The organism is Vibrio sp. R-1 (assembly GCF_035615595.1).
Taxonomy (GTDB): Bacteria; Pseudomonadota; Gammaproteobacteria; order Enterobacterales; family Vibrionaceae; genus Vibrio; species Vibrio cholerae.
This window is the reverse complement of the sequence record NZ_WPDC01000092.1, coordinates 1-12,551: the sequence shown is the minus strand read 5'-3', so window position 1 is coordinate 12,551 and position 12,551 is coordinate 1. Positions and strand designations below refer to the sequence as shown.

Sequence of the window (12,551 nt, the reverse complement as noted above, 5' to 3'; positions counted from 1 at the left end):
TAACCTTTACACCTTAAACAATACACAGCATACTCACTGCGTCTTTGCGAGAGGTTAACCTGTCATGTTGCATGTAGTGACATCACTGTTGAGTTTTATTTTGCTCTGTGCGGCGCCTTTGCTGCATGCAGGTGATGCGCATCGAATTATTGACCCAACCTTAGAAAAGCAACTACAGCATCACACCGCTCACACATGGTTAGCCAAATTTGCGCTGCTTCCTAATCGCCAGCAAGATTACCGCACATTATTAAGAGCAGAACCTGAAGAAAGAGAAGATTCGACGTTCACACCGCATTTCAGTGCAGCCAATGAGACGTTCTCTTTCACTTTACGCCACTATTTTCTTTATCCCAGTCAGCGTTTCTTCCAGTTGACGACACTCAATCATGCTCGTAAAGCATGGTTATTTTCCAATCTCTACTCCCGTTACGCGCACGCTTAGCCATACCTCTTTTCTCGTATTCCAATGGGTTGTTGCTACTGAGGTGTAGCGCGAGTTAGTGTGCCATGTCTATCCAGAGATAAGCTCTGTTGTCACGACGCCCTCTTTGTACGACCACTCATGCAGAGCATTTTTACCTTCATCATAAAAGAGGATCACCGTTTGGATTCCGTACTCTCTATTTTTAGTGCGCTTTGGCATCACGATGCCTTCGCCCTACAAAACGTTAATTTACTCTTGCTGTATTTCTGCCTAGCGTTGTTGATTTTTGTAGAAAGTGCCTTCATACCTGCTGCACCATTACCGTGTGATAGTGTGATTATTTTAAGTGGCTCCCTTGCTGCGGCAGGTGTGTTACAACTGCACTGGGTACTTATCGCCTTATTTTTAGCAGGCTGGTTTGGTAGTTTGCTGGCTTATTATCAGGGATATCAGCTTAAAAATTGGCGTATCGTTACTCATTGGCTTGCTAAAGTGCCTGAGAAGCATCTCATAGCAAGTGACAACCTCATGAATAAGTATGGTTTAGTCGCACTATTCTTTGCCCGATTCTTCCCCGTTGTACGTTCCTTATTGCCTATGATGATGGGGTTGCGCGACAGTGTGCCACCGTTACGATGTGTTACGGCTAGTGCAATAAGTGCGCTTCTTTGGATTCTGTTTTTGGTGAGTGTTGGTTTTGGTATCTCATTATTACCAACTCAACTCGAACAATTTGCGACCAAGCTACTGATGATCGCACCGATCTTCACACTGGTGCTGGCCTTACTCACATTTGCCGCCAGCGCCATACTCAAAAAACGCGAGCGTAAAGTGAAAGTCACGGTAGAAGATTGAAAGTCTCAAAGCGGCTCGGTATGCAGAGCCGCTTTATAAGTATTCCCAAGTTAAAGCGCCAGCATAGATAAATGCGAGCATCCGACTAACTAAAGGATGTGAGTCATCGTCACTTTTTCCTAGTCACTTACGTCGAGAGACGTTTCATCGATTTGAACATAAAAAAAGGGGCTCATAAGAGCCCCGCAAATGCGATGGTATTGAGAATGGGAACATTATGAGTGGCGCTGAGAATCAGAAGAATGGGACGACTCTTGCTCAATAGCGAAGCTGTCGACAGATTCCTCGGTCGTTGATGACTGAGTCGTCACTTCGTCACCGCGTAACGCTTTTTGAAAAGAGCGAATCGCATAACCCGCATCTTCACCTATGGTTCGCAATTTCTTAGTGCCGAAAACCAGCGCAACAATACACCCCAAGATTAAGAGCTTACCCACACTGATTCCACCCATGTTGTCCTCTGCTTTTTACAATGTGTGTTTACCAAGTAGATTTCAGACCATGCAAAGTGCACGTAAACAATCCCACTAAAAGTTCACGCCTTACCTGTCCTTAACCTGTGAAGCAGTGTAGCGAACCCTTTATAAATCGGTTGTATGGATCAGGCATACATCTGTATAGATTTTATAAAGATAGTTTTATTTTACATGTCTATTTATCCACTAAACGGTAACCAACCCCATTTTCAGTCAGGATGAAGCGCGGTTGCGCGGGATTGTCTTCCACTTTATGGCGTAACTGCGCGACATGGATGCGCACATAGTGATGATGCTCGACATAATTGCCGCCCCACACTTCTTTTAAGATTTGCTTGTGTGTGAGCACCTTCCCCATATTTTTTGCTAGCAGTTTCAAAATGTTGTATTCGGTTTTGGTCAGTTTTACTGGCTCTCCAGCCTTGGTGACTTGCTTTAACACAAGATCCAACACCAGCTCCCCCAATTCAAAACGAGTTTGCTCTACACTTTCGGTGCTCGGCGCTAAACGCAGCGCCACCCGAATACGAGCCATCAGCTCTTCACTGCCAAAGGGTTTAGTCAAATAGTCGTTCGCCCCGGCATCCAGAGCTTGCACTTTATCCGCTTCTTTTTCTCGGGCAGAAATTACCATGATTGGGGTTTGCGTCCATGCTCGCAGTTCTCTCGTCAAACTGATGCCGTCTTGATCTGGCAAGCCCAAGTCCAACAGGATCAGATGCGGATTCCAATTCGCCACCAGATGCAGCCCTTGCTCTGCCGTGCTGGCCACTTTCACTTGATACTCATAACCAGAAATAAGCACAGTCAAAAACCGTTGAATTGGCGCTTCGTCTTCAATAATGAGGATCTTAATTTCACTGTTCATACAGTTCCTTTAAATTGTATTGGCGGCAAGGAATCGTCACCGTAAAACATGCGCCACCAGACTCTCGATTATGTACTCGAATCGAACCTTGGTGAGCCGCAACAATCACTTGGCAAATCGCCAAGCCAAGCCCCGTTCCATCAGCATGATTGCCTTCCACACGATAAAACCGGTCAAAAATTCTAGGTAATGCCTCATCGGGGATGCCCGCGCCGTTATCCATCACCGCCAGCGTAAACTGCTGCTCTTGATAAGCACAAGCGATCTCAATTTCGCTGCCTCTAGGTGTATATTTCGCAGCATTTTCCACTAAGTTAATCAGCACCTGTTCAAGCAGTAAGCTATCAAGCTCAACCAACATCGGTTGACTCTCAATCTGTACTTTGTGATGGGTTAATCGCGGAGCTAAACGACTGAGCACCGTTCCAATCAACTCCTCCGGTTCAACCCAATCTAACTTAGGTACTAGCGCGGATGCCGTGTAGCGGGTGATATCGAGCAGTTTGGTCAAACTGCGATTTAACCGCTCGCCTTGCTCAGCAATTGACGTCAGTAGCTCTTGCTGGGTTTCCGTCGAGAGGTGAAGACTCGGATCGGTTAAAGTGGTGGCAGAGCCAATGATCGCGCCAAGCGGCGTTTTTAGATCGTGCGAGACAGACGCGAGTAACGTTGTGCGCGTGCTTTCCAGCTGTTTTTCCGCTTCCACATTGGCCAAGGTGCGATGCGCATGTGCCCTTGCTAACGAGAGTGTCAGAAGAGAGCGTACCCAAGGTGCGATTTTAGATTCACGCCGCAAAGCCTCTGGCGATGTGAAGCGGTCATGGGGATAACGCAGGAAATAAATGACCCCAAGGATTGTCCCTCGATCTACCAAGGTGAAGGCATTGATCTGTTCATCTTGCGCCAAAGCTAATGTGTTATCAGTCAAAGGAGGCTGCGGTAGTTCAATTGCTGCAACGGGGAAATCAGCGTGCTGCGCGACCCATTGCCACTGCAGTTGGTATAGCGCGATCGCACTGACTATCCCCTTCTCTTTACTTAAAAATTTGACGGTGGCTTGAGCAATGTCTTCACTGGTACTGAGTGCAGAAAGGTGGCAAGCAAGTTCATAGTACTTCTTGTGTTGCTGCTGCAGGCGCTTATTTTTCTCTATTTGCTTGCGCTGAGCCTGTGTTATATTCACCGCGAAAATCCCACTAAAAGCTAACACCGCATAGGTAATCACGTACTGCGCATTCTCAAATCGGAACGATTGATAGTCCGGTAGCAGAAAGTAGTGATAATCGATGATGCTTAATCCCATCATCAAGTAAGCGTTGCGCGGTTTGAGTACTGATGCGCTCAAGATATTGAGCAGCAAAAACAGCATAGCCACATCAGTCTCAATCATATCTTTGCGGTACATCACACCCACGACAGTGACCATGGCGTACAGCGCAACCAGAATCAGCGCTTTGTGTGCTTCATTAAGTCTTGTCACCACTGCTTCTTAATCCTGTTGGTTCGTGATCTCGTCACCTAGGTGGCCGGATCATACATCTTCCATCCTCCATCGCAAACGCTGCGATATCGACAGAGGTGAATTATGACTTGGATTACTGACGCAAATACGGCCGTTGCCCGCGTTGCTTATCAACTGAGTGGAGTGCTAGCCGTCTACCCTATTACACCGAGCACCAGCATGGCCGAAAGCTGTGAACAATGGGCAAGCCAGCAAAAGAGCAATCTGCTGGGTGATGTACCCAAACTTGTGGAAATGCAATCAGAAGCAGGCAGTATTGCGGTTGTTCATGGCGCCGCCATGAGCGGTGCACTTGCCACCACCTTTACCTCATCGCAAGGTTTATTGCTCATGATCCCAAGCTTATACAAGCTTGCTGGTGAGCTGACGCCTTGTGTCATTCATGTGGCGGCTCGCACTGTCGCGACTCATGCGTTATCCATTTACTGCGATCATTCGGACGTGATGGCCATCCGCCAAACGGGCGTTGCAATGCTCTGCGCCAGTAATGCGCAAGAGGCGCAAGATCTGGCCGCCATTGCCACTTTCAGTGCTTTACAATGCCGCTTACCGTTTGTGCATTTCTTTGATGGATTCCTCACCTCACACGCCATTACCCAGATTGAGCCGCTCTCCGAAGAGGCGTTATCTGCGCTGCTGCCCATGCCAACGTTAGTTGATTTTCGTGCCCGAGCCTTAACGCCCGATCGGCCAACTCTACGCGGAGCCACTGCCGATCCCGACAGTTACTTTCAGTGTCGCGAGGCTCGAACGCCGTACCATCAAAGTACGCCTGAACAGTTGCAGAACATCATGGACTGTTTTGAAACACAGACCGGACGCCGCTACCAGTTGGTCGAGTATATCGGTCATCCGCAAGCACAATCTGTGATTGTCGCAATGGGATCTTCCGTCGACACCATCAAACAAGTCGTCCTTGCCGGCGTTCAACAAGGTGAGCGGATTGGCGTTATTCAGATCCGACTATATCGCCCTTTTCCAAGTCAAGCCTTACGGGATGCGCTTCCAGCCACGGTGACTCATATCAGCGTATTGGATCGCACCAAAGAGCCGGGCAGTCACGGCGAACCGCTTTATCTTGACGTTTTAAGTGCCTTGTATACCCAAAGGGCAAACTCGATCCGACTCTCTCGCGGTCGCTATGGGTTATCAGGAAAAGCGTTTTTCCCAGAAGATGTCGAAGCGATTTTCACCATGATGCAAGCTCCCGAGCAGGAGCAAATGCACGAGTTTGTGGTGGGTATTGAAGATGACGTAAGCCAACTTACTCTACCGAAAACGATTTCAGCGACGAGAGACAAGCCCTATCAAAGTGTTCTGATGTATGGCTATGGCGGCGATGGGAGTGTCAGTGCGGGAAAAAATCTGATTAAAACCCTAGGCCAAAACTGGCATGTACAGGGTCAGTTTGAATACGACTCCAAAAAATCTGCCAATGTCACCACGACACATATCCGTTTCAGTCAGCAACCGATCACTGCTCACTATCCGGTTCGTCACGCTTGGTTGGTTTCGCTCAGCAATCTGAAACTTCTCCATGAACGTGATATTGCCAGCAAGCTGATCGCCAATGGCTATCTGTTGCTCAACACCGCACTGACGGGGCAAGCACTGTTGGCCGCTTTACCGCCCGCATTGCAAAGTCGCCTTCAGGCTTTATCGGTTCAAGTGGCCACCATCGATGCCGATGGCTTGATTGAGCGCCATCAACTCGGCAATAAAACCAGTATTGTGATGCAAGCCGCGGCGGCTCGATTATTAAGTCAGCATACCGAACAGGCGTTATTGACCTCACTGGAAGCGAGTCTAACCGAACAGCTCAAACACCGTTCAGCCCAGCAACTGACACAAAGCCTGCAATGCCTAAACCAAGCGTATCAGTCGGTGTGTGAGATGCCTTTTGCGATCCCAAGTGAAACAACGGTGGCCATCCAAAGCCAGCCGAAGATTTGGGGCACGAGCTTGGTTGAACAGTTGCTGGCGGGGAAAGGCGATGCATTACCTGTCTCGGCTTATCCGGCCGATGGAGTATGGCCTACCAATACTTCGCAGTTAGAAAAGCGCAATCTTGCTGAACAGCTGCCGGTTTGGGAAACCGATCTTTGCACTCAATGCGGTTACTGCGTCGCGATTTGCCCGCATTCGGCGATTCGTGCCCGCATTGTGAGTGAAACCCATCCCACCTTGAGTGAGTTAAAAAGCCTGCCTTATCGCTCAAGGCAGCAACCCGATGCGCATTATGTACTGCAAGTGTCGCCGGATGACTGCACTGGCTGCCAGTTATGCACTCAGGTTTGCCCAGCAAAAGATCGACAAGAGCCAGAACGTAAGGCATTGAATATGGTTGAGAAGAACCTCAGTTATCAGTCAGAGCAACAAAGATTCACTCATTTCCAAGCCTTGCCGAAGCAGTCGGCCTATCAGCAGCAGCGAATTGATGTCAAAACATTGCAGCACGTTGAGCCCTATTTTGAATACCCGAATGCCTGTGCAGGATGCGGAGAAACGCCTTATATCCGTATTTTGACTCAGTTATTCGGCGATCGATTGATGATTGCCAACGCGACAGGCTGCTCCTCAATTTTTGGCGGCAATCTACCCACGACGCCTTACAGTCAGGATAGTGATGGACGAGGCCCTGCTTGGGCCAACAGCCTATTTGAGGATAATGCCGAATTTGGCTTGGGCATGAATATGGCACTGGAAGTCTTACAATCGCGAGCGCAGCGTTTGCTAGGCGGACATACCCCGCAATCTCCGCTTCCCGATCTAAGATCGCAGATTGGTGAGCTGAAGCAGCGACTTCCTGCACACTCGGAAGAGCAACTGCTGGCCGATTATTTAAGCGAAAAAATGGTGTGGATGATAGGAGGTGACGGCTGGGCTTATGACATCGGCTTTGGCGGACTCGATCATGTGATGCGCAGCGGACGTAACATCAATATTCTGGTTCTGGATACGCAGTGTTACTCCAACACTGGTGGACAAAAATCCAAGTCCACCCCGCAAGGACAAACCGCGAAATTGTGCAGTTTACCCAATCCAAGTCCAGCCAAAGATCTGGTTAAACTTTACCAAGATCTGCCCGGTGCGTTTGTAGCGAGAATAGCCTTGGGTGCCAACATCAATCAGACCATTAAAGCGCTGCAAGCTGCAGGTGAACATTCTGGTCCGTCATTGGTTGTCGCCTATTCGCCCTGCATCGAGCACCATTACGATTTGGCACACAGTGCGCAAGTTACAAAAGAGGTAGTGAAATCTGGCGCATGGCCGCTGCATGCGGGCGTCGCGCAACAAGATTAGCCTCGCACCCCTAGCGAAAAACTAAGGGAGCCTTGTAAAGGCTAAACCTCAGAGCTAAAAAAACCGTTCAATCTTGAACGGTTTTTCGTGCGAGCCTTACATCTCTCGATACACACCCATCTCAATTAGGCGATCGGGGGGAATATTCAATCTTTCCGACGTTCTCAGCGCATGTTTGCTCATCTGAATAAAGAACCAGACTTTCAGGTCATGCCACATCCCCAGTTTTTGTACTTTCAATCGCTCTGAAGAGAGCAAAAAGAGCGTTTCATTGGGATGCAAATACAAGCCTTTTAGACCGCAGCAATGCATCACTTGCGCCATATCTGGCTCCTCTTGATAACCGGTATGGATCACTACTTGCCAAAAACTGGCCGAGACCTGCTCTATCTCAGCTCTGCGACATGGGTGAACCCTTGGCACCGCTTCATATTGAAAGGTCATCAATACATTTCTTTCATGTAAGGTCTTGTTGTATTTGATATTGTGCAGCAGCGAGCGCGGCACATGATTCAACGAGCGAGACAGATAAACGGCGGTTCCTGCGGCGCGTTGGAAAGACTCTTCCTCCAATGACTGAATCATCGCCGAAACCGAGAGCTCGTTACCGGCAATTTCCAGCAAGCGTTGGCGCTGCTGCTGCCAGATATACATGACGATAAACACCACGCACCCTAAAAGCAGAGGCAGCCAACCACCCTCCATCAATTTGGTTGAGGTCGACGCTAACAACAAAGTATCCATGCCAATAAACACGATCCCAATCGTGACGACTCGCGGCCATCTCCACTGCCATTGATAACGCGCAACCAAAACCAACAGTAGCGAAGAGATCATCATGATCGCTGTGACCGCAATACCGTAGGCGGCCGCTAAGTTGGCGGATGAGCGAAAACGCAACATCACAAAAATCACGGCCACAAACAACAACATGTTCGCCGCAGGCACATAAATCTGCCCTTGTGAATGCTCTGACGTATGCGCAATTTTCATCGGCGGCAAATAGCCATAATTGATGGCCTGTCTCGCTAACGAAAAGATCCCAGAGATGACCGCTTGCGAAGCAATAACAGTGGCAAACGTCGCCAGCAAGATCAAAGGCCACAACCAAGCTTTAGGCGCCAGGCTAAAGAAAGTAGAACCTGTGGGCTCAGACAGGGTAAGCAGATACGCCCCTTGCCCAAAATAGTTGAGCAGCAAACTGGGCATCACCAGTGCAAACCACGCAATGCGGATCGGCTTAATCCCAAAGTGCCCCATATCGGCGTACAGTGCTTCAACCCCAGTCACCGAAAGCACGACTAAGCCCAAAATAAACAGGGTGTGCTGTCCATGAAGCAAGACAAAATGCACCGCATACGCTGGGTTAAGTGCACGTAATACTTGGGGCGCGTGCCAAATTGCATGGGCACCGAGTAAAGCCAGCACTAAAAACCACAGCAACATCACTGGCGCGAAAAAGCGCCCGATACGCTCGGTTCCCATCGCTTGCACCGCAAACAGCGCCACAATGATCATCATGGCAATGGGCAGTACATAAGGAGCTAAGTCAGGTTACGCCACCGCAATCCCTTCCACCGCAGAAAGTACTGACATGGCGGGCGTTATCACCGCTTCACCAAAGAAAAAGCCCGTCGCCAAAATCCCAAGTAACATGGCAATCCTCTGCCAAGGTTTGGGGGCATTTTGTTGAGCAATGGCGGATAAAGTCAGAATACCGCCTTCACCATTTTGATCGGCGCGTGTCACCAGCAAAAGATATTTAATGGAAACGATCAGGACAAATGCCCAAAACACCAAAGATAAAATCCCCAACACATTGTCAGGGTTAATCACGAGTGGATGATGACTGAAGAACACTTCTTTAAAAGCGTAAAGAGGACTGGTTCCAATATCGCCATAGACGATACCCATTGCCAGAAATGCCAAGCTGGCTGTCGTTTGTTTTGCAGGTTTCATGGTTCTTAAGCACCGCGGTGCTTCCTAAATCACAACTTCCAGCATACTAACTAGCCCGATTTAAAGAAGGTGTATAAAAGCGCCAGTCGGGTATAAAGAAAATATATAGAAATACCCATTCCCACACCCTCGTCCACTGGTGTAATCCATGGTTCGGGCTGATGACGATTCCCGCATCCGGCGTAAAGTGTTAGCATTGGCGCATTCCAATGACCATAGCGTCACGGAGTTGAGAGCGAGGTGGCTTCTGCTGACTCCATGTTAAGCATCATTCTTATCTCTCAACTCATTTAAGACTGTATTAAAAGGCTAATTTTTCAAATGGTTAACAACTCAATCCAATGGTTTCCGGGGCACATGCACAAAGCACGCAAGGAAATCGAAGAAGCGATTCCGCAAGTCGATGTGATTATCGAAGTGCTTGATGCGCGTATTCCTTTCAGTAGCGAAAACCCGCTGATTTCGCATATCCGTGGGGAAAAACCTTGTGTGAAGGTACTGAATAAGCGCGATCTTGCGGATCCTGAGTTAACCGAGCTGTGGATTGCCCATCTTGAGCAAGAGAAAGGGGTGAAAGCGATGGCGATCACCACATCCAATCCGCAGGAAGTACACAAGATCCTCGAACTGTGCCGCAAGCTCGCTCCACAGCGTGAAGAGATCGGCAAAAACATTCGCACCATGATCATGGGCATTCCGAACGTAGGGAAATCAACCATTATCAATACCTTAGCGGGCCGTGCAATTGCTCAAACCGGAAACCAACCCGCAGTGACTCGTCGTCAACAGCGCATCAATCTACAAAACGGAATTGTGCTCTCTGATACTCCGGGAATTTTGTGGCCAAAAGTGGAAAACCCTCATAGCGGTTTTCGTTTGGCGGCCACTGGCGCGGTGAAAGATACCGCGATGGAATACGATGAAGTGGCGTTTTACACCGTCGAGTATCTGGCTAAGCACTACCCAGAAAGATTGAAAGAGCGTTACCAAATCGATGAACTTCCAGAAACCGATGTTGAATTGATGGAAGAGATCGGTCGTAAGCGTGGCGCGCTACGTGCGGGCGCGCGAGTGGATCTACATAAAGCCTCTGAAATCCTACTGCATGAGCTGCGTCAAGGTGTGCTTGGACAAATCACCTTGGAGCGTCCAGAAATGATCACCGAAGAGTTACAGCAAGTTGAAATTGATGAAGCGCTGAAAGCCGAAGAGAAAGCCAAACGTAAAGAAGAGCGCCGTAAGCGTTATCTGCGTAACAAGCGTTAATCATTCCGCGCATAACAGAAAGGCGAGTATGACTCGCCTTTTTCACAAATCTTTTTCGTAAATTTTTTTCGCAAAGAAAGGCCTGTGATTTACGCCTGTGGAATGCCTGCAATCTTGAGCAGTATGCTTTCTAACTCGCTCCAAGGCATCAGTTGTGAATCAATCACTTCTAAGCGCGATTCAAAACCTTCTAGACTCATTTCAGTCACAGAAACCACGCCATTCGCCACGTTGAAAGCGTAGCAACCGCGATCGGTATTCAGCACCCCTTTCACTCGCTCGGCGGTTAAATCATTCAGCAGTTGAAACAACAGATCGAAGTTAAACTGGTACTCCGCACCAAACAACCAACCACAACTAAAATAGCCTTGTCCGCGATTTTCTTTGCGCAAAAATGGCTGTTGGGGTGCAAGCTTAAATTGCGGCTCATCGGCAGCATGGTGGTGATGATGGGAGTCAATATGAGTGGATGCATTGCCAACCAAACGCGGCATATCCAGTAACTCTATAGGGAATTGCCCTTGCTTGATGAGCTGACTAAAGGTTTTGGCCGGCGTTTGGTCCGTAACCCAATCATTAAAAGCATCAATGTCACTACTGCTGCACTGATCGACTTTGTTCCCCAAAACAATATCCGCGCTCGCCAGTTGGTCGTTGAAATTTTGGTTACTGCGGTATTTATCTATGCTCAAGTGGCGAGGATCCATCAACGCAATCGTGGCTTTTAAGTCCACATAAGGCTGATACTGCTCAGAAATTAACGTGGCGACCACTTGCTTAGGATGCCCTAATCCTGTGGGTTCGATGATTAAACGATCGGGCTTTTGACGCAACAAGGCGTTAATGCCAACGGACATTGGAACCCCAGCCGTGCAGCACAGACATCCCCCCGGCACTTCTTTGATCATCGCACCCTGCTCGCTCATGATGGCACCATCAATGCCAATCTCACCGAACTCATTAACGAGTACAGCCCATTTTTCATGCGCAGGTTTCGTGGCTAGCAGGTGCAAAATCGCGGTGGTTTTTCCAACGCCCAGAAAACCCGTAATAATATTGGTCGGAACTCGATTGATCATGCTGATTCTCCTTTTGGCCGAAGTATATCCAAAAGCTTTTAAAGAAGCAGTTTCAAATTTCGTGGACAGCATAAAAGCTTAAATGCAAAAGGCGCACTGTAAAGCGCGCCTTTTTCCTCGTAGACTCAATCGTGAGTTTTTGCGAATTCGCTTGGCTATATATGCAAGCGTCTCTTAGCCGAGGTACTGATATGAACGTTTTGATTCCATCCAAATTGTCTGTAAGGTTCCATATCCTCCATCAGAAATGTTCTCACTAACCTTACGCTTTAACTATGGTACATAACGCTGGATTTTCCAGAAAAGTTACTCATTTTTTGGTGTAGATCTCAATTTTTTCAGAATGATCCATCAAATCAATCATATATGGAAATCAATATTTCAACTTTATCGCTATAGTTGAACCCTATGCAGCGTATAATTCCGGCACATCTTTTCCCCCAATTCATCAATAGGTGTCATTCGTATGTCAACAAGAGAGACGTTTAAGATCAGTTTGCTGGCCAAAATGCCTAAAGATGTGATTAACCAATTTCTCTCAAAAGATAAGACGCCTTTCTCAGTTTTGTTTTTATCATTGCTGGTTGGTATTTTGGCTGGCTTGGTCGGCACCTATTTTGAACAGGCGGTACATCTAGTCTCAGAAACTCGTACCGATTGGCTAAAAAGTGAAATTGGTAGCTTTTTACCACTCTGGTTGGCTGCGTTTCTGATCAGCGCATTTCTCGCTTTCATCGGCTATTTTCTTGTCCACCGCTTTGCTCCTGAAGCTGCAGGATCTGGTATTCCAGAAATT

The 12,551-nt window shown here is 48.1% G+C and carries 8 protein-coding genes and 2 pseudogenes; 5 read left to right on the top strand and 5 right to left on the bottom strand.

Going from position 1 to position 12,551, the window contains the following annotated elements; translation table 11 throughout:
* The first annotated feature begins 64 nt into the window (after positions 1-64).
* Complete coding sequence (locus GOU96_RS14960; protein ID WP_000903487.1) at positions 65-445, top strand: hypothetical protein; 381 nt, start codon at positions 65-67, stop codon at positions 443-445.
* Positions 446-607: 162 nt separating this feature from the next.
* Positions 608-1,282, top strand: coding sequence for a DedA family protein (locus GOU96_RS14955; RefSeq protein ID WP_267782968.1), 675 nt, complete (start codon positions 608-610; stop codon positions 1,280-1,282).
* 215 nt (positions 1,283-1,497) lie between these two features.
* Here the strand turns inward: GOU96_RS14955 and tatA are convergent, their stop codons facing one another.
* The 3 genes from tatA to GOU96_RS14940 all read right to left on the bottom strand — a co-directional run bounded on the left by tatA (position 1,498) and on the right by GOU96_RS14940 (position 4,109).
* Positions 1,498-1,734, bottom strand: a complete 237-nt coding sequence (tatA, locus tag GOU96_RS14950) for a twin-arginine translocase TatA/TatE family subunit (RefSeq protein WP_000508982.1) — start codon at positions 1,732-1,734, stop codon at positions 1,498-1,500.
* Positions 1,735-1,933: 199 nt separating this feature from the next.
* Positions 1,934-2,626, bottom strand: a complete 693-nt coding sequence (locus GOU96_RS14945) for a response regulator (protein ID WP_095462466.1) — start codon at positions 2,624-2,626, stop codon at positions 1,934-1,936.
* Positions 2,616-4,109: an ATP-binding protein gene (locus tag GOU96_RS14940; RefSeq protein ID WP_267782975.1), complete on the bottom strand. Its 1,494-nt coding sequence runs from the start codon at positions 4,107-4,109 to the stop codon at positions 2,616-2,618. Before GOU96_RS14940 ends, GOU96_RS14945 begins: the two co-directional genes overlap by 11 nt.
* 102 nt (positions 4,110-4,211) lie before the next feature.
* On the opposite strand from GOU96_RS14940, the gene nifJ reads away from it, so the two are divergent.
* Complete coding sequence (gene nifJ / locus GOU96_RS14935) at positions 4,212-7,451, top strand: pyruvate:ferredoxin (flavodoxin) oxidoreductase (protein ID WP_267782978.1); 3,240 nt, start codon at positions 4,212-4,214, stop codon at positions 7,449-7,451.
* 96 nt (positions 7,452-7,547) lie between these two features.
* Here the strand turns inward: nifJ and GOU96_RS14930 are convergent.
* Positions 7,548-9,410, bottom strand: a pseudogene (locus tag GOU96_RS14930) (potassium transporter Kup).
* Between the two features lie 321 nt (positions 9,411-9,731).
* On the opposite strand from GOU96_RS14930, the gene ylqF reads away from it, so the two are divergent.
* On the top strand, positions 9,732-10,676 hold the full coding sequence (gene ylqF, locus GOU96_RS14925) for a ribosome biogenesis GTPase YlqF (RefSeq protein WP_000247909.1): 945 nt from the start codon (positions 9,732-9,734) through the stop codon (positions 10,674-10,676).
* Between the two features lie 89 nt (positions 10,677-10,765).
* Here ylqF and GOU96_RS14920 read toward each other — a convergent pair whose 3' ends face one another.
* Complete coding sequence (locus GOU96_RS14920) at positions 10,766-11,755, bottom strand: CobW family GTP-binding protein (RefSeq protein ID WP_267782979.1); 990 nt, start codon at positions 11,753-11,755, stop codon at positions 10,766-10,768.
* 466 nt (positions 11,756-12,221) lie between these two features.
* On the opposite strand from GOU96_RS14920, the pseudogene GOU96_RS14915 reads away from it, so the two are divergent.
* Positions 12,222-12,551: pseudogene (locus GOU96_RS14915) on the top strand (ClC family H(+)/Cl(-) exchange transporter); the annotation flags it as partial.

Excerpts from the sequence above, each read along its gene's own strand:
- GOU96_RS14960 (WP_000903487.1), top strand. The coding sequence starts at position 65 with ATGTTGCATGTAGTGACATCACTGTTGAGTTTTATTTTGCTCTGTGCG.
- tatA (WP_000508982.1), bottom strand. The coding sequence starts at position 1,734 with ATGGGTGGAATCAGTGTGGGTAAGCTCTTAATCTTGGGGTGTATTGTT.
- GOU96_RS14945 (WP_095462466.1), bottom strand. The coding sequence starts at position 2,626 with ATGAACAGTGAAATTAAGATCCTCATTATTGAAGACGAAGCGCCAATT.
- nifJ (WP_267782978.1), top strand. The coding sequence starts at position 4,212 with ATGACTTGGATTACTGACGCAAATACGGCCGTTGCCCGCGTTGCTTAT.
- ylqF (WP_000247909.1), top strand. The coding sequence starts at position 9,732 with ATGGTTAACAACTCAATCCAATGGTTTCCGGGGCACATGCACAAAGCA.
- GOU96_RS14920 (WP_267782979.1), bottom strand. The coding sequence starts at position 11,755 with ATGATCAATCGAGTTCCGACCAATATTATTACGGGTTTTCTGGGCGTT.